Here is a 23,964-nt window from a genome sequence, read left to right as displayed (position 1 = left end):
ACCATGAAAATCAGGTTTGTTTTTATTATTTGTTTTTTGCTGATTGCTTGTTCCGGATTTGCTCAGTCACCTGAATATGTTATTATCGGGCAGGATAGTGCTGCCGAGATGAACTGTCCTGTTGGGGCTATCAGTGGCTACAGCTGGAGTTCAATCCTTTTTACCAGAGATGAAATTAACCGAAGCGGCGAAATTGATTCAATTTTTTTTCAGGTCAGAAACTCGATCGTTCATACGATGAACAACCAGAAGGTATATATGATGGAAACAGATGACACCGTATTTACATCAGCCGCTATCCCTGATTCAACGCAGATGTTTGAAGTACTGAACGGAACTGTTGTCTGGCAAGGCCTGCAGTGGAGTAAAGTTGTATTGGATCTTCCGTTTTATTATTCCGGAAACAAGAATTTACTGATATTCTGGAAGAACCTGCATGGCACGGGAGTTATTCCTTATCCTGAATTCCTGTACACGAGGACTGAACCTAAGTATCAGGTTGTGGCGAAGCGCAATTCGAATTATTCAAGCCTTTTCCCTGTGTCATATGGTACACTGGACTATAATCGCCCAAACATAAAGCTGGCCATGCATTCGCCGTGGGCAAACAATGATGCGGCATTACACAGTATTGCAACGCCGCAGTATTCTCCATATCAGGTAGCAGGAGATTCATTGCCGGTAAGTGTAGTTTTTCGGAATGCGGGATTATACAATATTCATACAGTCGAAATCCACATGGAAGTAGATGGTGTCGCTCAGCCTCCGTTTCAGTGGTATGGAAATCTGGCGCCGGACTCATTATCGCCTGAATTGTCCATTGGCAACATAATCTTTCCAACCGCTGGAAATCATGTTTTGAAGGTGTATGTCCGCAACCCGAATTATCTTCAGGATGAAGATTTGAATAATGACACCATTGAAAAAACATACAAAGTATGCGATAAGGTTTTATCGGGAACATACACGATTGATTCCTTGCAACCTACCGGTGGTACAAATTTCCGCTACTTTGCCGAGCCGCTGGCCATTCTTAAAGAATGTGGAATTCGGAATTCAACGGTTTTTAATGTTGCACCCGGTAGTTATGATACCGTACTTGTTTTCAACTATCTGATCAATGGCGCTGATAATGACAACCGAATTACATTCCAGTCTATGACCGGTCACCCAGAAGACGTCATAATTCAACATGACGCTTTTGGTAGTTCCGATAATTTCATTGTTGTCTTTAATGGATCCAGATTTGTGGATTTCAAAAACCTAACATTAAAGTCATTAGATACAACTTATTCTACATGCCTGATTTTAACTGGTGGAGGAAGTGATCACTCATTTGAAAATGTCATTTTTGAAGGTCCTTCATCTCATACCTATACCAGTACGACCGTGCTGGTTTTGGACGGAGAAGCATCAAAAGAACATAACATCAACTTTTATGGGAACCGCTTTATAAATGGTGGTTTTTCTATTCTGGCGCCCAATAACAGCAGCAACAAGGAACAGGGATGGATTTTTGAAAACAACCGTTTTATCAATTATTATATTTCAGGAATCAACTTGGAGTATTTTGACAGCGCAATTATCCGTAATAATATTTTTTCTACGACAAGTATGTATGGTGGAAGTATTGGTGCTGATCTGAGCCATTGTTATTACCCTGTTGTTGAAAACAACAAATTCGAGCAGCCACTGAGCAGGGCTTTGTATATGTTTACATGCGATGCGAGCCAGACCAAACGCGGGAAAGTGGTGAACAATATCGTTACCATTGGTGGTGGTGCTACAAGCAGTGGCATTTTTATTAATGACTCGTATTACATCGATGTTTTTCATAATACAGTATTGTTTAGCAGTCCTGATTCATCGAATGGAACGGCTTTTTATTGCATAGCGTGTAATTATTCCGACATGAGAAATAATGTTTTCATTAATGATGGGGATGGTTATGCTTACCACAACCGGGCTTCTAACAATTTTACTTCGGATTATAACATACTGTACACCACTGGTTCGGTGCTGATATATTCAGATTATACAAATTTTGCCACGCTTGCAGCCTGGCAAACAGCAACCAGCCGCGATCAGCATTCCTTTACAATGCATCCTGATTTTGTTTCAACAACTGATTTGCACATACAAAACGCATGGCTGAATAATCTGGGCGCATACACCGGTGTTGAAAGAGATTTTGACCACCAGCTCCGCAATTTGGCGACGCCTGCTTTAGGGGCAGATGAATTTATTGCTTTCAGCGATGATGTGTGTGTTTCAGCGATTATTGATACGGCAGGACTCAGTATGCCGGGTGCTCTTGTCAATATTAAAACCCGGATTAAAAATACCGGAACATCAACCCTTGACAGCATTCCAATTAATTATCAGATTGACGGAGTTACAATAGCCAATGATCTTTGGACTGGCACGCTGTATTGTTCCGATTCAACCGAGTTTTCTTTCATTCAGCAACTGACTGTACCGGCTAATGACTTTACACTTTGTGTGAGATCCAATCTGATATCAGACAGTAATCTATCAAATAATGAATATTGTCTGAACGTGGTAACTGGAATTGAAACAATCAGCAGCGATGACTATCTTTCATTGAAGAGTTTTCCGAATCCAGCCAATAATAGCACTCAGATTCAATTCAATCTTCAACAAGCCGGAAACTGCAATGCGGTTATTTTCAATGCTTATGGCGATATTGTTTACTCGCGCAGCATTGCGGCTGATTCAGGTGTGAATACGTTTTCGGTTGATACTTCTGTAATGCCGGATGGCGTTTATTTTATTTCTGTTGATGATGGAAAGGATCGGAGTACACTGCGAATTGTAGTCATTCACGGATGATTTTAGGGCGGCTCACTGACCCGGATTTGTTTCTTATTTGAAAGTTGTAAGAAACTTTAATTGGGCTCCACCACTGATCCTTCCTGCGTTATAAACATCCTCATTTTTCCATCGGTGCTTTTCAATGTGGCTTCGAAAGTGTTATTTGAAGCAGCAATTCGGAGGTTGTATTTTTTATTATCGTATAGTGATTTGATATCATTGCCAAGTTTACCAAGTTTGTCTGTGTATGATTTATTTTTTTCAAAATAAACAGACTCTCTGTAAAACACAGCCCAGAGCACGTTTTTCAGCTTTTCGTTTTCAGAAAGGACAAAGGTTTCTCTTTCTGTGCCGGCTATTTTATCAGAAAACTTCAGGTATCCGTAGCGTTCGGGCATATGCATGCTGATGGCGCCCACGGGCGACCATACCCAATTGTGCTCCGGAAGCGGCTTCCCATCGGAGTTTGTGAGTTTTATATATTTCCCGTTCTCCCATTTCACGTCCCATTCAACGCGCGAAAAATTTATGCGCCAGGGTTTATCGACATTTGGTTTCCCGCTGTCAAGGCCGAAAGACAAATCGGTGAAGGGAATAGCGAGTTCTATGGTCCATTTCAAATCCTTGTCTGATCCGTCATTCAGCGTTCCATCAATTTTTATTGCTTGTTTAATTCCTTTGAAATCCCAGTTGTGGAGCGCGTATGAAGAATGACGATACGGGTGGGGAAGAAACAGATCGAAGACCGTTCCTTTTGCGTTTACTTCGTATTCGAAATAATTTTTTGCATCGTTGTCGGGATCAATAAATATTTCGAAATCGTTGTCGAAGTAAACCACTTCATCGTGTTTATCCAGATAAGCCCAGATATTTTCTTCTTCAAGTTCTGCCAGAATGTAGAGATAATCATTGTCCCAGAGCATTTTTACCTGCGTGTTCTGTGCAGGTTTTGATTTCAGGTCACCTTCGATATCGATAAATAAATCCGTCCATTCCGCTTTGCTCCATGCTTGTTCAGCCGGCATTCCGTCTATGTTTACGGGTTCACTGGTGCGATAGCAAACATAACTTTTTGGTTCCTGCATCAGCGGCTTCAGATCATCCTGGAGTGGTTTCATGTCTTTTGTTTCATTGATTTTGCTGCAGGAAAGCAGGATCCCTGCGATGAGTATGACAAGATTGAAGAATATTCTGTTCATATATTTTCCTGTTTTTTTTATGCGATTCTCACTCTGAACACTGCTGTCATCCTGAGTGTCCGCCTCGAGGCGGACGTATCGAAGGAGGCAGCAGGATAAGACATTATTCCTCTCTTTTCACAAATCCGTCATCACTATGATCGCGCAAATTGCTGCGCAGCGCCGCAATCATTTCTCGCAGATTTTTTATTCCGCCGATGGTAAACCAGATGGTCACGATGATTGATACTCCAAGGAAAATGTACGTATAGATTTTCCAGAACTGAAGCCACTGGCTATTTTCGATGGGCTGAACAATAAAATTGTATAACGTGCCTACAACGAAAACCAGCACCCAGAGCAGTGTCCAGCCAATAGTGACGGCATAGATGATTTTATCGCCGCGTGTAAATTCTTTAGTCCAGGCCAATACTTTCCAGCCTTTGGCAGGTTGCTCATTTCTGGATTTTGAATCTGCATGATCGGAAAAAGCGCCTCGGTGCAGCAGTTTATCCATGTCCACTTTTGGTTTTGGCGTAAGAAGCGATACAAGTGTGTATACCACCGAAGCCGCTATCATGGCCATAAACCAGCCCCACTGGCCGTTGATCGGGTAACCTTCAACAACCGCTTTCAGCATAATATTTGCCGACGCAGTAAGTGCACCAGTGATCATAGCGGCCCAGGCAGCTGCTGTTGTACCGCGTTTCCAGTATAGTCCGCCAATGATTACAGCACCTGATCCGCCCACGAAAATAGCGCCTGATACATTCAAAAATAAAAATACTTTATCGGGCTGCTGAAATAAAATACTCAGAAAGAAAATTGCAATGCCAACGCCTAAAATAGACAGCTTTAAATACTTCAAATGCTGTTTTGGCTCGAATGGTTTTTTGCGCAGCGGCATGATGCAATCCTGAATAAAAATGCTTCCCCACGAGTGCATGTATGTGTTGTGACATGTAACGGCTGCAGCCAGCATAATGGCTACAAATGCGCCTTTCAGCCCAACGGGCAACAAATAATTCAGCGCCATCGGAACGCGAAGCTGGCTTTGTTCGGCTACAGTACCGACACTCGAAAGTGTATTGTTGATGGAAGCTGCAACACTGTTGAAGTCGCCGTGATGAAATAAAGTATAAGCAACCACAGGTACAAAAACCAGAAACAATCCCCATTGCGGTACAAGTCGCCAGTTGGTGAGTACATCAGCCATTCGCGCTTCGTGTGCGCTTTTTGCTGCAATGTTGAACGATGAATTTCCCTGCCACGACAGCTTGGTATAAATCAATCCGAACATACCGATGAAAAAATACCAGGGATTGAAATCCTGTACTTTGTCCGCATCGAACGGATTGATGAGCGACTGTCCCGGAGGTGCCGCAGTGACTGCATCCGAAATCTGTGACCAGTCAACCTGCACCAGCAGCAGGATTACGACAACCACAAAAACAATGTTTACAAAAACGCCCTGAATAAAATCAGTAAACATGACCGCGATGTGACCGCCTGTAAATATGAAATAGAGGGGAATTAGAACCATCGCACCGGTAACGGCAATGAATGTAAGTGAAATTCCGAATACTTCACCAATCTCCGGAATGCCGCAGAAATAGATGAAAAAGCGTGCACTCACGGATGGGAAAATTACCATATTGAATACGCCGGAAAGAAATGCAAGAAATCCGGAAAACACACGAAACGAGCGACTGTAGCGCATTTCGAAAAATTGCGCCATGGTCAATGCTTTGGTTCGACGGAAGCGATAGACTACCCATCCTGTAACGCTGATTGCAACAAGGATTACAGCAGTCGGCATTTCCCACCAGCGCGAATTGAATCCTGCGCTGTAATTCTGTTCAAGCGCACCAATTACAGTAATGGCGCCCAAAGCAGCTGTTCCGTGAAACATTGAAATAATGTAGCGCCCACCAGTGCGACCTGTTGCAAGGAAATCCGAAACGCTTTTCACAAGATTCTTGCTGAACAGCACCATTGCAATCATCAATGCCAGAAAAACAAGTACAATTGACCAGTCAAAAGTTGATAAATTCATACACGATTATTGCTTCGTCAGTTCAAGTAATTCATTGATTGATGTGTTGGCAAGCCCGACTGATGTATCGGCTGCACCATAATATACATACACTTCGCTTTCAGGTTTTGCAAATCCTTCAGCATCAAATTCCTTTACAATCATGCCGCTCGGGAACACTACATTTGGTACTTGTCCTGTGAGTTCATACATTTCGCGCGGTTCCAGAATATTGCACCAGCTGCGTGACAGCACTTTTGAAGGATCCTGCAAATCTAGCAGCATCACGCCGGCCTGATAAATATTGGAACTTCCAAAATGTCCGGCTACACCATGATATATATGTAGCCAACCCTGACGCGTTTTCACCGGCGGTGGGCCTGAGCCAATGAATTCGTCCCAGTAATGAAAGCGGCCTTCAATCAGCGTTGCAACGGGTTCCCAGTTTAAAAGGTCGTCAGATTGTGACAGCCAGATTGTGCTTCCAGATGTTGTTCCGTTGCTGTGGCGCGCTTTGTTCGGACGATCCATGCGCATGAATTTCCCATTTATTTTTTCAGGAAATAATACGCCGTTGCGGATGTCTTCGTTTGAAGCGATTCCAAGAAAGTCAAACTCTTTAAAATCTTTGGTTGTACCAAGACCAAGCTGGCAGCCATTGTCCATGTCCATCGCAAACATGATGTAGTATTGTCCATCGATGTTTGAAATGCGCGCATCGTAGATGTGATAAATTTTTTCATTGACGGTTTCGATGCCTTTGAAATGGACAATTTTATTTTCAACACTGAAATGAATTCCGTCATTACTTTCGGCCATTACCATAAAGGTTTCACGCGAGCGGCTCTGGGCGCGGAGCATGAGCAGGTACTTGTCCTCAAATAAAATTGCTCCGGGATTGAAAACGGACGTAGCATCAACCAGCTGCGGATGAATATCCGGAATGTCATTTCGTGTGAGAATCGGATTCTGAGAATATCTTTTCATATTATCCCATAATTACTTTTACCGTACAAATCTCGCTTTTGCTGACTGGAAGCACGTTTTCATCTATGCGTTTGCCATCAACAAAAATTTCCTTCACCCCTTTTTCAACATGCTGCGGATTCTCGACAATGATGTTGTATTTTGTTCCGCGATATTTCCTGCTTGCTGAAAATGTGTCCCAGTGCGAAGGAATAACCGGATCAATTAAAAGCCCTTTGTATGTTGGTCGAATGCCAAGTACATAATCAAAACTCACACGGAACATCCATGCTGCGGAGCCGGTTTGCCAGGAGTGGCTTGCTCGGCCGGGCTCGGAGTGTTCGTTGCTGGTGATGTATTGTGAAAACACATAGGGTTCAGCAACAAAAATATCGCTGTCGATGCGATCCGGCAACATTTTCTTTAAATATTCATATGCCTGATTGCCACGCTGCAACATGGTTTCAGCCTGAATCACCCACGATGTCGGGTGACAAAAGACGGCGCCATTTTCTTTTTTACCCCACACGCAACGCGTTACCAACCCGATGTTTGGATCGATTTCTTTCCAGGCCGGGGTGCATTTTTTTGGTCCCTCGGGCGAATCGAGGTGTTTCTTTACACTGTCCATGGCCATGATGAGTCGGTTGTGATTTTTGAATCCGGCCAGCACCGGCCATATCTGAGTATTGAGAAATATTTTTCCGTAGGTATTTTCCTTCGAGCCGACTTTATTGCCTTTTCCGCCAAAGGCACGAATGTACCATTCGCCGTCCCAGCAATGTTCTTCGATGGCAGCCATCAGTTTTTTGCGGACAAACGAAACTTCTTCGCGCTCTTTGGTCATCCTGATATGTTCAAGTAAGTCCATGAATAATTTCAGCATGGCAGCGTAAAACATGCCGCCCCAAACGCTTTCTCCGCCTTCGTCTCCTCCAATGTAATCGAGTGTATCGTTCCAGTCTCCGCGACCGAAAATGGGCAGGCCATGAGCGCCGAGATTATTTTTTGCGTAGTGTACAACAGCAAACATATGATCGAGCACAATACCTTCTTTTTCCTCATCAATAAAGGGCTGCACATTTTCAAGAATAGTAAAGTCACCTGTTTCTTTGAGGTATTCTGTCACGGCAAGCATGTACCAGAGGGGATCATCGCAATGCTGCGTAAATTCTCCATCACCGTCGCCGTGAAAATGATGATAGACTTTCCCGTCAGTCCGCATCTGGCGCGTGAGAAGCAATATGCGTTCTTTTGCTTTTTCTGCATCTGAAATTGTAACAGCAATGGTATCCTGCGCTGTGTCGCGAAAACCGAATCCTCGTCCGATCCCCCAATAGTAGAAACTGGCCACACGACCTACGTTAAACGCAGTAATGGCCTGATAAGGCATCCAGTATTTCAGAAAAACATTCAGATTTTTATCGGGCGTTTCGGCCGACGTGTGTTCGAAATATCTTTTCCACGATTCGTTGAGTTGTTCAAAAGCATCATCAACAGCCGAAACATCGTGATATTGTTCGGAACGTTGCTTTTTATGTTCTTCGAATTTTGTTTTTTCAATTACACCCAAAGTAAAAATGAGATCTTTTGATTCGCCCGGCTGGAGCGTGATATCTACTTTTAATGCGTTTACTATGTTTCCGAAATCGGTATCGCGACACGACAAATTTTCTTGTTCAAGCGCAACTGGATTATTTTCATTGCGATACAATCCGATAAAGCGTTCTCGTACTGTTTCATAACTTGCTGCCGGGTGATTTACCGTGAAAAACGTGTGCTGATCCCATTCTTTATTTTCCTGTTGCTGCGTGCCTTTTGATTGTGTGACCCAGTAGGTTTTTGTAGAGAAAATAGAATTCAGCTTTTTATCGAAATAGGAGCGGTTGAAATGCTGATCGTCGCATTGATTGATTAAATCGACCAAAGCGTGTCCCAGCGCCAGCTCACAATAGCCATATACCGAAAGATTGCGCGGTTTGTCCGAGGTATTTTTTAAAATGGTTTTCCAGATTTCCTGATCATCTTCAAGTGGAACGAAAAATAAAACCGAAGATTCAATGTCATTTACCAACGCTTCGGATCGCGTATAACCAAACCCATGCGCCAGTCTGTAACACTCAAGATGTTTGCTCACCGGCTGCCAGGTTAGGCTCCAGATTTCGCCGCTGTCGTTATCACGAATGTAGATATATTTTCCGGGGCGGTCGTGCGGCACTTCATTTATGCGATAGCGGGTCACGCGGCCGTGTAGCGGGCTTTTGAAGTAGCTCATTCCGCCGCCGTTGTTCGAAATGCTGGTAAAATAACGCCCGTTATTCAGGTAATTAATCCACGGGCTGGGAGTGTCCATCCGCGTGATGATATATTCTTTACCGTCGTCAGAAAAATGTCCGTAGTTCATTGGATTATATGAGGGTGATGAAATGTCGTTTCAGGAACGATGCAAAAATAGTTTTTTTTGAGCCATCAAAGTGTCAGGCGGGCACAATTTCCACGAGCGGTCGCGTTTTGTTGCGAATAGGCAAGCTATGTGAAGCATATGCTTCGCATAGCGGAGCTATAACAAAAAACCCCGGCCGCAGCCAGGGTTCTGAATATTCGCTAATGCAATATTAATTGCGCTTTGGAGCTGAAGTGTTGGTTTCGGTTTCAGTTTTTTCGTTAGATACCGGCTTATTCAGGTCTTCTTTAGCATTGTTGATGCGGGTCTGTTCTTCTTTCACCTGTTGTTCGGCTTCGATGGTGATTTGCTCAGCTTCGTCAATGCGTGCATTGTTTGCATCGTATTCTTTGCGTGTAATTTTACCTTCGCTGAGTTTCTGCTCGTTGTTTTTACGTGCCTGATCAACATTCTGATGCATAACATCAACGCGGCTCTGCTGTTCGGTTATCACTTTTTCCGACTCGTCAAGTTTTGTCTTCACCTTATTTTTTGCTTCTTCCGAACGCATCTGTCCGAATTCACGTCCGGTCATTTCACCTTTGTTGCGACCATACGCGTGTCCGTTACCCTGACCTGGATTTTCTTTTACTGCGTCTGGTTTTTCAGCTTTTTCAGGCTTGTTTTTATCCTCAGGCTTGCCTTTGTCAACATTACCGCGATCAGGATTGCCTTTCTCGTTCTGGTTTACGCTCTCTGAGTTGCCCTGCTTGTCGCCCTGACCCTGCTGCTGCTGGTTTCCGTGGCTCACTTGCTGAGTATTGGTGTTTTTCTTATCCTGGCCATTGCCTTGGCCTTTACCGTTTCCCTGCGCCATTACAGCGATTGAAATGGTTGCAAATGCAACGGCAAGCATGAATGAAAATAGTTTTTTCATGGTTTCCTTTTTTAAATTCCTTTGAGTAATTCATTTACCTTGGCCTCTTTGGCACTAACACTGTCTACAACAGTAGTCACTGATGAATCAATGGCTTTTACTTCTTCTGTTGCAAACTGGGTTTCTTCCTCCGGAGTCATAGCTTTGTCGCTTTTGCCACCGCATGATGCGAGAGCGAGAGCAAGCCCTGTGATTAAAAGTAGTTTTTTCATTTTGATTTATTTTAATTGGTCAGTAAAGGTACATCGGATTTTCCAAAAACGCCTGTATTCCCAGAAATTTAACCGTTTCTTAGACCAAATCTTAGGCAATCTGCGCCCATGCCTGATGCAAATATTCTATCAGGTCTCCGGCATGCATGGCTTCCTGTGTAAGATCTTTGGCTGCAAAATCACCGGCCAGCCCATGAAGGTAAACCCCTGTTAAAGCCGCCTGCAGTGCAGGGATTCCACGTGCAAGCAAACCTCCTATCAATCCCGTTAGCACATCACCCGAACCTCCTTTGGCCATGCCTGGGTTACCCGTGCAATTGAAAAATGCCTGCCCTTTCGATGAAATTATGGCTGTGAATGCACCTTTCAGAACAATCACACTTTTGAATTTTACTGCCATATCAATGGCTTTCTGCAATCGCTCGAAATCATTTTTACTTTCTCCGAATAGTCGTCCGAATTCACCCGGATGGGGCGTCAGTATTGTGTTTTCAGGTAAAAATGCCAACCAGGTTTTATTGGCTGCAAGTATGTTCAATCCGTCGGCATCTACGACAAGCGGCACTTTAGATTCCTGAATGAGCATTTTCAGCGCAGCAGCAGTCGCTTTTTCCTGACCGCATCCAGGGCCGAAAGCAATTGATGAAAATGGTGAAAGATCCGGAATTTCTGATAGGCACTCCGGGTTTTTATCAATAGAAGACATGGCTTCCGGAGCCGCGATCTGAAGGATGTTGAGTGAATCCGACGGACAATGAATTGTTGTTAATCCGCACCCAGAGCGAAGACATGCGCGTACAGCCAGTACAGCCGCACCGGTTTTTCCTTTGCTGCCAGCCATAATCAAAGCGTGACCATAAGTCCCTTTATGCGAAAAAGTTTTTCTTGCAGGAATGGTTCCTTCGAAATCTTCAGGGCAAAGATAGAAATGTTTTGCCTTCGAGTTATTCAGAAAATCTTCATGCAGGCCTATGGGAACAAGATGCCATTCGCCGCAGTAAATGCCGTTTTCAGGCATTAACAGCGCAAGCTTTGGCGCACCAATGGTAAGAGTAATGTCGGCTTTGATAATTTTTTTCGAATGACTGAGTGAACTATCATCGGCCAGTAGTCCCGAAGGTAGATCAATGGCAATTACCGTGTTTTTAGCAGCGTCTATTTTTTCAATGACACTTTGAACAAGCCCTTCCGGCGCGCGACTGATCCCTGATCCCAGCAATGCATCGATAATTATACAGTCTTCAGAAAGCGAAGGAAACTCGTCGGCTTTCTCAATAATATTTACTTTCCGTTTCTTTTTGAATCTATCCAGATTCCGCTTGCAATCAGGGCTGAGCTTGTCTGAAAACGGAACAAGAAAAACATCAACCGAATAGCCACTGTCGTGGAGCATGCGCGCGATTACAAGCCCGTCACCGCCATTGTTTCCGGGACCGGCAAATACGGTAAAAGTCTGCTTTGTGTCAGGCAGAGCACCTCTGATCCACTCGAAACATAATCCGGCAGCGCGCTCCATCAGTGCATCTGAAGTTACCGGTTCATTTTTAATGGTGTACTGGTCTGCTTCGCGGATCTGTTCAATGTCAAGAATTTTAATCATGACTTAGTAACAGCGATGCGTTCCGTAGTTTGCAAAAACAGAAATGAGTACAACAACAAGAATGATGGCCGCGATAATAATGAGGCCACTCAGCACAACTCCAATAATGCCGCATGTTTTCCCGGTTTTCGCTTTGTTTAACGAATAGGGGTTGAACATGCCGGGATTGGCATTGAAAGCTTCTTCCGCTTTACGGGCCTGAACAATGGCCACAATACCGAGAACCAGTCCGGCGATTGTAAAAAAGAAAGTAAACACAATTGAGAGAATTCCCATAAGCTGAGCTGATGATGCATTGGGGGCTTCGGGCTTCAGAAAGGGTGAGTCGTAAGGAGTTTGATTTTCCATAGTTATTGTTTGTTGATTTTATGACCTTTTGTAGCAAAGAAAAGCACGAAGAAATAGCAGGGAATCAGAAGCACGTATGCCTGGTGCATATTCCAGAGATCGGCAAGCCAGCCAAACACCGGACTCATTATGGCTCCGCCAATGATTCCCATAATAAGAAGGGCTGAAATGATGGGCATTTTGTTGCCGGTTTTTTCAATCGCCAGAGGCCAGATTGCGGGCCACATTACAGAATTTGAAACTCCCAGGAGTGCAATGAAAAATAACGATGCAATGCCATTACTCAGCAAAGCGCAGGTGGTGAAAATTAACGCACTTATTGAAAAAAGTTGCAATGCTTTTTGTTGACTAATCACTTTAGGAATCAATGCAATCCCTATGAAATACCCGATAATCATTCCGGCCATCACATATGAGGTAAAGTAGCTCGGATTCAAAATATTGATATCGAAACCGAAAATATTGATAAACGATGGATCAGGATTGAGGTAGCGGCCATATAGGATTACGCTGTCACCAACAACAACCTCCGCACCGACATAGAAAAAGAGGGCCACAACCCCTAACCACGCATACGTTGGAATTCCTTTAGCCGAAAACCGTGCAGCCGGCTCGTCGCTGGAAATTTCGGGAAGGCGTGCAAAACGAACCATCATAGCCAGCAAGAGCAATACGCCAGCCATCAAAAGATAAGGTCCAACTACTTTTTGAGAAAGATCATCCAGATAGAGGGCTTTCTGAGCCGCATCAAGAAATGAAAGGTCGGTTTTTATTTCACTGTCCGATTTGGCGAGGAGAATTGAACCCAGAATTATACCGCTGAAAGCACCTGCAAGTTTGTTTGCCACTCCCATTATACTGATGCGCTTCGCAGCACTCTCAACCGGCCCAAGTAATGCTACATACGGATTGACAGCGGTCTGCAGCAATGTGAGCCCTGTCCCCTGAATGAAAAGGGCAACCAGAAACACCCAGTATTCTCTGGAATATGCTGCAGGAATAAAAAGCAGACTGCCGAGCATCATTACAATGAGGCCCATCGACATTGAGTTGACAAAGCCGGTATATTTCAGAACAAATGAAACGGGAATGGCCATTACGAAATAGGCGAAATAAAATGCAGTTGCTACGAAAAATGCCTGTTGAGTTGTAAGCTCGCATGCAATTTTTAAAAATGGGATTAATGTGCCGTTGAGCCAGGTTACGAACCCAAAAATAAAGAAAAGCACTCCGACTATTACAAGTGCGAATACCTGACTTTTTGATGAATGTTGCTGAGTCATGAAAGGGGGGATTTTTTTACAAAGATGCAAATTATTCCTAATCCGGGAAATGTTTTCGACTTTAATTCTGGGTAAAACTCCGGAAAAAATGATTTTGCATTTCATTTTTAATTCCGTGGTTGCATGTTTAAAAATTTGTATTTTAGCCACCGAAAAAAACCACCAAATATGAAAAATAGAATTACACTTTTTTCAATTCTGTTGATTATTATATGGGCTTTCCCCGTATATGCACAAATCAGCCATGGCGGCTCGCCCAGATCTTTCGATCTGAAACAGGAAATCAAAGCGAATGCCACTGTTCCGGTCTTTCAGATGATCGAAGTTAATGTGGACTCCCTGAGAGCCGATGATGCCGTTAATGACCCGCTAAAGGAACGCCCATGGCGTTTTGGCGAAAACATGTACGTTGACATTGATGTGAAATCCGATGGCAACATGATACAAATGCCAAACGGCGATAAAATTTACCGTGTTTCAATCTATTCGCCGGAAGCGGTGTCAATCAACCTGACTTTCGACCATTATAATCTTCCTGCCGGAGCTGAACTTTTTGTTTATAGCAGCGATCAGCAAGAGGTTTTAGGTTCATTTACCGCTCAAAACAATCAGGCAGACGGCATATTTGCCACAGCTCTTGTTAAAGGTGATTTAATCACAGTCGAGTATTTCGAGCCTGCGACAGTTGCATTTCCCGGCGAAGTGCACCTCTATCGGGTTACTCACGGATACAGGGGTATAAAGGATTTTACCAAATCATTTGGTTCATCTGGAACATGCAATGTGAATGTAGCTTGTCCAGGTGGTGTTGGCTGGGAGAATGAAATAAACTCTGTATGTATGCTGGTTTCCGGTGGTTCCGGTTTTTGTACCGGTTCGCTGGTAAACAATACAGCCAACGACGGAACTCCTTATATTCTTACTGCAGACCATTGCTACTCCGACCCGACCAGCTGGGTGTTTTATTTCAACTGGCAAAGTGCAACTTGTTCTAACCCCGGAACTTCTCCTGCTTATGATCAGGTATCCGGTTCGGTTTTGAAAGCCAGAAATGCAGCCAGCGATTTCTGTCTGGTGCAGATGAATTCAGTACCTCCGGCTTCATACGACGTGTTTTATGCCGGCTGGAACCGCGCTACCGATGCAAGTATTTCTGGAACTTCTTTTGGCATTCATCATCCGAGTGCCGACATTAAAAAAATATCATGGACAACAATTGCATTGACCACGACTACTTACCTTCAAACCCCCATCCCGGGAGATGGTTCCCATTTCAGGGTAACCTCATGGGCTGATGGAACTACCACAGAAGGCGGATCATCGGGATCTCCGTTATTTGATTCCAATCATCGAATCGTCGGACAGCTGCATGGCGGTTATGCGGCCTGCGGAAATACAACCAGCGACTGGTATGGACGTTTAAGCGTTTCTTGGACTGGTGGCGGAACAAGCGCTACACGTCTTAGCAACTGGCTCGATCCTATGGGTACCGCACCTATTACGTTGGATGGATACAATCCCAATACACCTGCTTTCGCGCTCGACGCGCAGGTTTCAGCAATTGTTTCGCCTACGGGGTCCTCATGCGGGACAACATCAATAACCCCATCAGTTACATTGCGCAATGCCGGTTCCACAACCTTGATAGGGGCCACCATTTATTACCAAATCGATGGAGGAACTCCTGTATCTCAACCATGGACTGGTACTTTGGCAACAAATATTTCCACAAACATTACATTCCCAACGGTCACTTCAACCTACGGCGCACATACAATCAAGGCATGGACTTCTGCACCAAACGGTGGCACCGATGCTAATGTTGCAAACGATACTGCGACAAGCACTTTTACTTTATCGAATGGGGTTATCAACACTTTCCCCTGGACTGAAGGTTTTGAGGGTGGTACTATCCCCACGTGCTGGACCGAGGCTTTTGTTACAGGCGCTTTAAGTTGGCAATACATGGCCGGAAACGGCAGTGGGAATACCGCAACAGCTCATGGCGGCTCCTTTGACGCAACTTTCTATGAAGGAGCTTACGGAACTGATAACATAACAAAACTCATTACGCCTCAGATTGATTTATCTGGTTTTTCCTCATCAACATTGACCTTTTGGTATGTGAATAAATTATGGAGCCCAGATCAGGATGAGCTGAAAGTGTATTATAAGACTTCATTAGGTGGTACCTGGACTTTATTGAATACATACAATACCAACATTTCAGTCTGGACTCAAGCCACTATCCCTTTGCCCAACTTATCTTCGGATTATTATATAGCATTTGAAGCAACCGAAAATTATGGCTACGGCATTGCCATAGATGACATTAATGTAACGGGTGTTGCTGCAGGAACTATTGCAACAGGAACCATTGCAGGCAGTCCTTTGTGTGCAGGTGCTGCTGTGAGTGTCCCGTTTACCATTACAGGATCATTTACAGCCGGAAATGTTTTCACTGCACAGCTTTCAGATGCTGGGGGTAGCTTCGCAAGCCCCGTTAGTATAGGTACATTAACCAGTACCACTTCAGGAACTATTAGTGCTACCATTCCATTGGGGACAACAGCGGGTTCAGCATACCGAATCCGTGTAGTGGCTTCAACTCCTTCAATTATTGGAACAGCCAATACAGTCGATATTGTAATCACTTCTGTCCCGGCTCAGCCTTCAGTTATTACCGGACAGATTGGACCATGCCAGACTACAACTGAGTATTATTCAGTGACTCCAGTTGCTGGAGTAGTATATACATGGACAACGCCCGCAGACTGGGCTATCACAGCCGGCCAGGGCACCAATTCATTAACGGTCACTGTTGGCGCTTTAAGTGGCACAGTACAAGTAACACCGTCCAATTCTTGTGGAAACGGTACGCCACAAACAATAACTGTCACTTCTTCAGTTCTTCCTTCGCAACCTTCGGCCATTACCGGTGATAATACACCTTGCCAGAATTCGCAAACGTATTTAGTTACCACTGTGCCTGGTGTTACCTACACCTGGGCTTTCCCTGCTGGTTGGTTAATAACAGCTGGACAAGGAACAAGCTCTGTAACTGTTACTCCATCAGCAACGGCCGGCACTGCTACGGTTACCCCATCGACCGGATGCGGAAATGGAACAGCTCAGACATTGGGCGTTACCCCCGAGCCAATTGTAGCTCAGCCTTCGGTAATCACAGGGGTAGCTAGTCCTTGTGACGGCACTTCTCAGATATACTCTGTAATAAATGAAGCCAGTGTTACCTACACCTGGGCATTCCCGGCAGGTTGGGTAATTACAGCAGGTCAGAACACAAATAGTGTAACTGTGACTGCTTCATCAACAGCTGGAAATGTTACCGTAACACCTTCCAATACTTGTGGAAATGGAACTCCGCAAACGCTGGCTCTCACACCATCAGTTGTTCCCGCACAGCCGGTTGTTACCGGTCCTGCTGCCCCATGTCAGGGAACTTCTGTATCATATTCTGTCACCGCTGTTGCTGGTGAAACCTATAACTGGAGTGTTCCAGGTGACTGGACTATTACTGCAGGACAGGGAACTTCTTCAATTACCGTCACTACGGGAACACAAACCGGTAATGCTTCGGTTATTCCATCCAACTCATGTGGAGTGGGTACTGCAGGTGGTCTTTCTGTCATTGTTTCAACCATACCTGCTCAGCCTACAGCTATTTCAGGAGCCGTTAATCCATGTATTGGCGCTTCACAGGTTTATTCTGTTACAAATGTTGCTGGAGTTACCTACACATGGGGCTTCCCCACGGGATGGAGCCAGACTGCAGGTGGTAATACAAGCAGTGTAACAACAACGGTTGGATCGCAGACCGGAAACATCACTGTTACCCCTTCGAATGCATGCGGTACAGGAACCGTTCAGACATTGGCCGTTACGACTGCGGCTTTGCCTGTTGTTGACCTTGGACCAGACCAAACTATTTGCAACGATGAATCAACGATACTCGATGCCGGCGCTGGCTTCTCAAGCTATTCCTGGACCGGTGGAGCTGCAACGCAGACATTCACCGCTGATGGTTCTGTACTTGGAGTAGGTAACCATACGATAACGGCAACAGTGACGAATTCTTTCACCTGCACTGGCAGCAATGATATCGTAATTACTGTTGAAGATTGCTCAGGAATTGAAACTTCTGAACTTCTGATTGGTAATGTATACCCCAATCCTGCCAGCGAAAGCATTAACATTGCATTTGCTTCGGAATACAACAATCTGGTGATCAATCTTTACGATGCTACCGGTCGCCTGGTAAGCTCGCAGTCAGTAAAAAATACAACTGCCGGCAATATTCTGACGATTCCTGTAACGCAGATGTCAGCAGGTGTTTATTCATTGCAGATCGTGTCCGAACTCGGCCTGCAGATTAGCTCTGTTGTTATTCAGTAAAGTCCTTTTAAAATTCATAAAAAATTCCGGTCCTAATGGGCCGGAATTTTTTTTAGTAGAATGAAGGGGATACAATTGAAATTCATTTCAACCAAATTCATTAGGTTTGCAAATTATACTGAACTATGGACAATCTTTTTCTTCAGGAAATGAACCCGCAGATCGACACCTGGGATGTTATTCTCCGGTTGTTTCTTAGTTTTGCAGCAGGTCTCATAATCGGCATTGAGCGCGGCCGGCATAAGCAGGTTCTCAGTTTGCGCCCTCACATTTTGATCGCTGTCGGATCGACGCTGGTCATGCTTATTTCCATTTATATGCCCCAGGTTTTTGGAGCTGACAAGAATTACGATCCGGGCCGCATTGCAGCGCAGGTTGTTTCAGGCATCGGTTTTCTGGGTGCCGGAGCCATTATTCGCATGGGTGTTAATGTAAAGGGCCTGACAACAGCAACAACAATTTGGGTAGCATCAGCAATCGGACTGGCCATTGGCGCCGGCTTTTATTTTGCAGCACTCATTGCCGTCATCATAATTTTATTGGTTCTTATTCTCATTGATTTTCTGGAGAAAAATGTTTTTCGCGAAAGTCTGTATAAAGTTGTGACAGTAAAATATACAGGAGTTGACAATCGGAAAGAAGATGTTGTAGCTATTCTAAAAAGGCACCAGGTGCGGATTTTGACCATAAATATTGAAAAAGATTTTGAGAAGCAGTTTACGAAAATGCACTTTCAGGTTCAAATTGTCATGCATGCCGATTCTGAAATAATGTGTAATCAGATTTCCGAAGTTTTCGCTCCCGGCAATCTCAGATCTGTCGAATTTGAAACAATGGAGTAAGATAAAACATGGAGTCCATCAGAGAAATATTTAGAATCGGCTTTGGACCGTCGAGTAGCCACACAATGGGGCCCTCACGTGCTGCCGAATTATTTTTAAAGTCTGCCCCAGGTGCAGAAAAATATCGGGTGCATTTATACGGAAGTCTTGCTCTGACCGGGAAAGGCCACCTTACAGACATTGCTATCGCCGGGATCATGTATCCTTCCGAGGTGCAGTTTGTCTGGCATTCAGACGAATCATTGCCTGAACATCCAAACGGGATGATTTTCGAAGCACTGGATTCGAGTGGAAATATAACACAGAAACTAAAAATTTTCAGCATTGGCGGAGGCCAGATAACTGAACATCCGGGAAAGGATAAGGAAACCCATTTGTATCCGCTTCACACCATGCACGACATAATGAAATGGTGCGATGACAATGGCACTCAACTCTGGGAATACGTCGTGCAATGCGAAGGTGAGTCTGTTCTTGACTATCTTGCAGAAGTTTGGACTGTGATGAAAAGCGCCGTCCAGAGCGGAATTGAGCATGAAGGGGTTTTGCCTGGTCCATTGAAATTGGCCCGTAAAGCGGCAAGCTACTATGCAAAATCACAAGGATTCAATCCAGCTGTGATGCGTCGCGGATTGGTCTATACGTACGCGTTGGCCGTTGCTGAAGAAAATGCCGGAGGTGGACGAGTGGTCACCGCGCCGACATGTGGCTCATGCGGCATTGTTCCGGCTGTGCTTTATTTGCTGCATAAATACAACGATGCTTCTGAACAGCGCATCATTCGCGCACTTGCCACTGCAGGGCTGGTCGGAAATCTTGTGAAACACAATGCCAGTATAAGCGGAGCCATGGTCGGATGTCAGGGCGAAGTAGGTACTGCCTGTGCCATGGCTGCAGCTGCAGCAACACAGATATTCGGAGGTACCATTACAGAAGTGGAATATGCTGCAGAAATGGGCATGGAACATCATCTTGGACTTACCTGTGATCCGGTGATGGGACTGGTACAGATCCCATGTATCGAGCGAAATGCCTTTGGCGCTGCACGCGCGCTCGACGCCTCTACTTTTGCCATCCTGTCTGATGGCAGACATCGTATTTCGTTTGACGAAATTGTTCAAACCATGAAACAAACAGGGCTCGACATGGGGCAAAAGTACAGAGAGACTTCAACAGGCGGACTCGCCGATGTTATCAGTAAAAGAAAGAAAAAATGAAATTGTTTGTTTTTGTTGCAATACTGATTGCGGCTATTGCATTCTGCGATGCACAACCGGTCATGCAAATTCCAATCGGAAAATCATCGGAACCCGCAAATGCCCCTGTAAAACTCAGTCTGATAGCACGAATACAAAACTATAACGACACACCTGTTTCCGACAGCGATTTCGTAAACAAACACATCGATAGTCCTAAATCAGTCAATATCCTTGATTCAAAAAACAAATTCTACATCCATAGTCTTGAAGGTTGTGAAACGCTTGTATTCAGCCTTGATTCGCTAAAAATGCTGAAAGTCATCCCACACAGCTTTACTAAAAAAGATTCTGCGCTGTTCCACGAAAACACGGTACTTGGGTATTCATTTTCTTACAAGGGCGAGGTGAATTCTTTCAGCGGCAAACCAGTTGAATCATGCTTTACACACGATAAAAAATATTTATGGGTAACATATTATCGCAGATCGTTCGATCAGAATGCAATACAACCATCTGCTGTCGCTATTATCGATACGGATTGCGATTCCATTATCAGGGTGATGCCAACCGGTCCATTGCCTAAAATGGTTGCAGCATCGCCCGACGGTAAATATTTGGCTGTTACGCATTGGGGCGATAACACCATTGGACTAATTGATATTTCATCATCCAATCCAAATGATTTTCACTACGTAAAACATTTTGTAGTTGATTATAAATTATCGCTGGAAGGAACAGGGAACACCCCGGTTAACCGTGATTCGGAATGTGGCTTTTGTTTGCGGGGTACAGTGTTTTCACCGGATAGTAAATATTTGCTTGTAGGCCGCATGGGCGGTGGCGGAATTGCCTTTTTCGACATGGAGAAAATGAGCTATATGGGTACTTTGTGGGGAATGAAATCCAACGTAAGGCATTTGACTATTTTCAAGAACGACCTGTTGGTTTCCTGCACCAAACCAGGCTTTGTACAAAAGGCACCCGTGGATTCACTGATTGCTTTTATGGTGAAAAAAAAGTCGACTTATTCTGCATGGAAAGATGCATTTGTCGGTGTCGGGGTCAGAACCATTGATGTTTCGCCGGATGGGAATTTCATTTACGCGGCCATCAATAATGAAAGTAAAATTTCTGTGACCGATTACAGAACCATGAAGGTTGTAGCTACCATAAAAGCAGATTCATTCCCGGTGGGACTTGCTGTTTCAGAAGATGGCAAAAAACTTATAGTTACCTCGCAAGGCAGGACCGGAGTGGGAGGGGGAAATTCAGTAATGATTTTTTCCGTAAAATACTAGCGCCAGCTTGGAGTAGTTCGCTTGTTCCGGATGATGTAATTCCGGTTGATGGGCATAGTGTTACGCCTCAGTTTTTTCTGATAATGACTTTTATATCCAAGCGCTGAATTTTTACGCTTCACGTAACGTTTGTAATTCTTGAACTGAGTTGAATTACAAGAACTGATTGCCATCGTTCCTACGAAAACGATGAGCAGAAGCATATATTTACTAAAGAATCTTTTCATTATCCATGAAAATTTGCGTAAAACTATACTTTTTTTTTAACATGTGCAAATCAAACATGTTTTTTTACGTAAAAACCTTTGATTTGATACAGTGAAATGTGAAATTTTGTAAAAAACATCGGGTTGTATATTGTATATATCAGTAAAACAAAGTATTACAAAAATAAATTAGTTTTCAACAGGTCTGTTGATTTCTTTGCCATTTTCCAATCCCGGGTCTCGTCTTTTTTATTTTACTTTGCATTGAGTTTGGTTCATCGGCGGCGAATTGCCAACGATGCTAAGAGGGAACCGGGTGAAAATCCCGGACAGTACCCGCTGCTGTAAGTCCTGAAAAAGGGCGCGGTAATTCCCCTGCCACTGTTCCGATACGCAAGGAACGGGAAGGCACCGCGCCGGGACAAGTCAGAAGACCTGCCAGGCGTTTTTTCATGAATCTTTCGGGCGTAAGGGTCATGGAGTTTGTTTAATTGTCTAATGTTTTCACATTATGAAACATTTTTTTATCAGTTCGCTGCTGTGGCTGGCTATAGCTGTGCCTTTTTCTGCATTTGCTCAATTTTCAATGGACGACATCACTTTCTGGGTCGGATCAGGCTCTAAATCAGCGGTGCTTGTTGTAGATTTCAACGATGGCACAAATCCTCAAAGCTTTGCCTGGGGCTATCGTTTCGATGGAACATCGGTTACCGCTGAAGACATGATTGCTGATATCGATTCGGTCGATAATGCGCTTAGCATGGTTGTTATGTCAGGCTTTGTAAGCGACATCCATTATCTCACCCATGCCGGAATAGGGGGCAACCCCGATTATTTCGCCACATTTACCGGTGACGGCGATTCAGCAAATTGGGTGATGAACTTTGGTGGAAGTGAGATCCTGTCAGACTCCATGTGGTTCGGCATGTCATACACGCCATGGGATTCGACTTTCACTAATCCGCTCTATAAACCCGGGGCGCCTGTTGCAGCCAGCCCTGTAAATGGTTTTGCCGATATCAGGGTTTTCAATACTATTATTTACCCCAATCCCGTGCAGAATAATTTCACCATTAATAACTATGGAAATTTCGATCAAATGCGGGTTTTCGATATCAATGGAAAACTAATCCGCGAATTTCAAATTTCCGAAAACACAACAGAATACAATTTGAGAGACGCCGCCAAAGGTTTTTATTATGCTCTGTTTTACAGAGAAAATAAAGTTCTGCATGGAGAGCTTATTATAAAGGAATGAAATCATCAATTTTTTCTTTTTTAATTTTATTGAGTGCCTCTGCATTCGCGCAGTATCCGCCTGCAGCAGGCCAGGTGGGTTCCACGGCTATTCCTTCCGATAGCGCATGTTTTATCGACTGGGCGTCGGGGTGCAGCATTGTGCGCGGGTTTGTGAATATTTCTGATACAACTGCAACTGCTCTGTCTTTAAATCACGCCTCTTATGGCTCTGAATCAGCTGTTGCTGGAATTGCCGATAATGTGGTTGTCAGCCTTGGTGACGCCGGCACAGCTAAAGTGTTTTTCAATATACCTTTGTCTGATGGTTCAGGATTTGATTTTGCAGTCTTCGAAAACCCGCTTACCGACACATTTCTTGAGCTGGCGTTTGTCGAAGTGAGCTCGGATGGCAACCATTTTTTTCGTATTCCCGCATATTCGTTTTCGGATACTGCATCTCAGACAGGTGGCTTTGGTATTACTGATCCAACAAAGATTCACAATCTGGCGGGAAAGTACAGAGCTCTGTTCGGAACTCCTTTCGATATTGCGGATGCTCCCGATACTGCTTTACTTCGTAAAGATTCCATTACCGTGGTCCGTTTGATTGATGTTGTTGGTAGTATTGACCCTGTATATGCTTCGCGCGACTGCGAGGGCAGAATTATCAATGATCCGTTTCCGACTCCTTTTGAGTCTTGCGGCTTTGATCTGGACGCAGTAGGCGTTATCAATAACCGCAGTAATACTGTCGTTAACGAATTTCAGAAAACTATTTCCGTGTATCCGAATCCCGCCAATGACATTATCTATATTGAGCTGGAGGAAACGGAAAAAGTTTTTATATATTCATGCAGCGGCCTATTGGTGAGGGAATGCAGAGGGTCTGAAAACTACATAGATGTGTCGGGACTTGACTCAGGCATTTATTTTCTGAAAACGACATCGGGCCACTTGGCCAAAATTGTGATCATGCATCGATGAAATATT

At 44.3% G+C, this 23,964-nt stretch carries 17 protein-coding genes and 1 other annotated feature; of the genes, 7 read left to right on the top strand and 10 right to left on the bottom strand.

The features are described from left to right. The first annotated feature begins 3 nt into the window (after positions 1-3). A complete protein-coding gene (locus A2W93_01385) occupies positions 4-2,853 on the top strand; it encodes a hypothetical protein (GenBank protein OFY55728.1) in 2,850 nt (949 codons plus the stop codon). A 56-nt stretch (positions 2,854-2,909) separates the two neighbouring features. On the opposite strand, the gene A2W93_01380 is transcribed toward A2W93_01385, so the two are convergent. The 9 genes from A2W93_01380 to A2W93_01340 form a co-directional block, all read right to left on the bottom strand. Further along, positions 2,910-3,920: a hypothetical protein gene (locus A2W93_01380; GenBank protein ID OFY55865.1), complete on the bottom strand. Its 1,011-nt coding sequence runs from the start codon at positions 3,918-3,920 to the stop codon at positions 2,910-2,912. 217 nt (positions 3,921-4,137) lie between these two features. Then, on the bottom strand, positions 4,138-6,069 hold the full coding sequence (locus A2W93_01375) for a hypothetical protein (protein ID OFY55727.1): 1,932 nt from the start codon (positions 6,067-6,069) through the stop codon (positions 4,138-4,140). A 6-nt stretch (positions 6,070-6,075) separates the two neighbouring features. Beyond that, positions 6,076-7,035 (bottom strand): hypothetical protein, encoded by a 960-nt coding sequence (locus tag A2W93_01370; GenBank protein ID OFY55726.1) that lies wholly within the window; start codon positions 7,033-7,035, stop codon positions 6,076-6,078. A 1-nt stretch (position 7,036) separates the two neighbouring features. Next, on the bottom strand, positions 7,037-9,418 hold the full coding sequence (locus tag A2W93_01365) for a hypothetical protein (GenBank protein OFY55725.1): 2,382 nt from the start codon (positions 9,416-9,418) through the stop codon (positions 7,037-7,039). Positions 9,419-9,629: 211 nt separating this feature from the next. After that, positions 9,630-10,313, bottom strand: coding sequence for a hypothetical protein (locus tag A2W93_01360; protein OFY55724.1), 684 nt, complete (start codon positions 10,311-10,313; stop codon positions 9,630-9,632). A gap of 32 nt (positions 10,314-10,345) precedes the next feature. Continuing rightward, positions 10,346-10,546 carry a hypothetical protein gene (locus A2W93_01355; protein ID OFY55723.1) on the bottom strand — a complete coding sequence of 67 codons (201 nt, stop codon included), beginning with the start codon at positions 10,544-10,546 and terminating at the stop codon, positions 10,346-10,348. Positions 10,547-10,637: 91 nt separating this feature from the next. After that, a complete protein-coding gene (locus A2W93_01350; GenBank protein OFY55722.1) occupies positions 10,638-12,146 on the bottom strand; it encodes a hypothetical protein in 1,509 nt (502 codons plus the stop codon). A 3-nt stretch (positions 12,147-12,149) separates the two neighbouring features. Further along, positions 12,150-12,494 carry a hypothetical protein gene (locus A2W93_01345; protein ID OFY55721.1) on the bottom strand — a complete coding sequence of 115 codons (345 nt, stop codon included), beginning with the start codon at positions 12,492-12,494 and terminating at the stop codon, positions 12,150-12,152. 2 nt (positions 12,495-12,496) lie between these two features. Continuing rightward, positions 12,497-13,777: a hypothetical protein gene (locus tag A2W93_01340; protein ID OFY55720.1), complete on the bottom strand. Its 1,281-nt coding sequence runs from the start codon at positions 13,775-13,777 to the stop codon at positions 12,497-12,499. A 168-nt stretch (positions 13,778-13,945) separates the two neighbouring features. Between A2W93_01340 and A2W93_01335 the strand changes: the two genes are divergently transcribed. The 4 genes from A2W93_01335 (at position 13,946) to A2W93_01320 (ending at position 21,529) form a co-directional block, all read left to right on the top strand. Further along, on the top strand, positions 13,946-18,190 hold the full coding sequence (locus tag A2W93_01335) for a hypothetical protein (protein ID OFY55719.1): 4,245 nt from the start codon (positions 13,946-13,948) through the stop codon (positions 18,188-18,190). Positions 18,191-18,339: 149 nt separating this feature from the next. After that, complete coding sequence (locus tag A2W93_01330) at positions 18,340-19,032, top strand: hypothetical protein (GenBank protein OFY55864.1); 693 nt, start codon at positions 18,340-18,342, stop codon at positions 19,030-19,032. Between the two features lie 17 nt (positions 19,033-19,049). Continuing rightward, the gene (locus tag A2W93_01325; GenBank protein OFY55863.1) at positions 19,050-20,249 is read left to right on the top strand and encodes an L-serine ammonia-lyase; all 1,200 of its coding nucleotides are present in this window, start codon (positions 19,050-19,052) and stop codon (positions 20,247-20,249) included. After that, the gene (locus A2W93_01320; GenBank protein OFY55718.1) at positions 20,246-21,529 is read left to right on the top strand and encodes a hypothetical protein; all 1,284 of its coding nucleotides are present in this window, start codon (positions 20,246-20,248) and stop codon (positions 21,527-21,529) included. The genes A2W93_01325 and A2W93_01320 overlap by 4 nt, the downstream gene beginning before the upstream one ends. Here A2W93_01320 and A2W93_01315 read toward each other — a convergent pair. Continuing rightward, the gene (locus A2W93_01315) at positions 21,526-21,732 is read right to left on the bottom strand and encodes a hypothetical protein (protein ID OFY55717.1); all 207 of its coding nucleotides are present in this window, start codon (positions 21,730-21,732) and stop codon (positions 21,526-21,528) included. The two genes, A2W93_01320 and A2W93_01315, sit on opposite strands and share 4 nt — an antisense overlap. A gap of 257 nt (positions 21,733-21,989) precedes the next feature. Next, positions 21,990-22,193: a binding site (cobalamin riboswitch), on the top strand. Positions 22,194-22,246: 53 nt separating this feature from the next. Here A2W93_01315 and A2W93_01310 point away from each other — a divergent pair. Beyond that, entirely contained in the window at positions 22,247-22,993 is a 747-nt protein-coding gene (locus tag A2W93_01310) for a hypothetical protein (GenBank protein OFY55716.1), read from the top strand. Beyond that, positions 22,990-23,958 carry a hypothetical protein gene (locus tag A2W93_01305; GenBank protein ID OFY55715.1) on the top strand — a complete coding sequence of 323 codons (969 nt, stop codon included), beginning with the start codon at positions 22,990-22,992 and terminating at the stop codon, positions 23,956-23,958. Before A2W93_01310 ends, A2W93_01305 begins: the two co-directional genes overlap by 4 nt. The last annotated feature ends 6 nt before the right edge of the window (positions 23,959-23,964 follow it).

Source organism: Bacteroidetes bacterium GWF2_43_63, from assembly GCA_001769275.1.
Lineage (GTDB): Bacteria > Bacteroidota > Bacteroidia > Bacteroidales > DTU049 > GWF2-43-63.
The sequence above is the reverse complement of the archived record's forward strand: the minus strand, read 5'-3'. Positions and strand labels throughout refer to the sequence as shown.

Coding starts and splice junctions, on each gene's coding strand:
- A2W93_01385 (OFY55728.1), top strand. CDS start 4: ATGAAAATCAGGTTTGTTTTTATTATTTGTTTTTTGCTGATTGCTTGT.
- A2W93_01380 (OFY55865.1), bottom strand. CDS start 3,920: ATGCAGGAACCAAAAAGTTATGTTTGCTATCGCACCAGTGAACCCGTA.
- A2W93_01375 (OFY55727.1), bottom strand. CDS start 6,069: ATGAATTTATCAACTTTTGACTGGTCAATTGTACTTGTTTTTCTGGCA.
- A2W93_01370 (OFY55726.1), bottom strand. CDS start 7,035: ATGAAAAGATATTCTCAGAATCCGATTCTCACACGAAATGACATTCCG.
- A2W93_01365 (OFY55725.1), bottom strand. CDS start 9,418: ATGAACTACGGACATTTTTCTGACGACGGTAAAGAATATATCATCACG.
- A2W93_01360 (OFY55724.1), bottom strand. CDS start 10,313: ATGCTTGCCGTTGCATTTGCAACCATTTCAATCGCTGTAATGGCGCAG.
- A2W93_01355 (OFY55723.1), bottom strand. CDS start 10,546: ATGAAAAAACTACTTTTAATCACAGGGCTTGCTCTCGCTCTCGCATCA.
- A2W93_01350 (OFY55722.1), bottom strand. CDS start 12,146: ATGATTAAAATTCTTGACATTGAACAGATCCGCGAAGCAGACCAGTAC.
- A2W93_01345 (OFY55721.1), bottom strand. CDS start 12,494: ATGGAAAATCAAACTCCTTACGACTCACCCTTTCTGAAGCCCGAAGCC.
- A2W93_01340 (OFY55720.1), bottom strand. CDS start 13,777: ATGACTCAGCAACATTCATCAAAAAGTCAGGTATTCGCACTTGTAATA.
- A2W93_01335 (OFY55719.1), top strand. CDS start 13,946: ATGAAAAATAGAATTACACTTTTTTCAATTCTGTTGATTATTATATGG.
- A2W93_01330 (OFY55864.1), top strand. CDS start 18,340: ATGAACCCGCAGATCGACACCTGGGATGTTATTCTCCGGTTGTTTCTT.
- A2W93_01320 (OFY55718.1), top strand. CDS start 20,246: ATGAAATTGTTTGTTTTTGTTGCAATACTGATTGCGGCTATTGCATTC.
- A2W93_01315 (OFY55717.1), bottom strand. CDS start 21,732: ATGCTTCTGCTCATCGTTTTCGTAGGAACGATGGCAATCAGTTCTTGT.
- A2W93_01310 (OFY55716.1), top strand. CDS start 22,247: ATGAAACATTTTTTTATCAGTTCGCTGCTGTGGCTGGCTATAGCTGTG.
- A2W93_01305 (OFY55715.1), top strand. CDS start 22,990: ATGAAATCATCAATTTTTTCTTTTTTAATTTTATTGAGTGCCTCTGCA.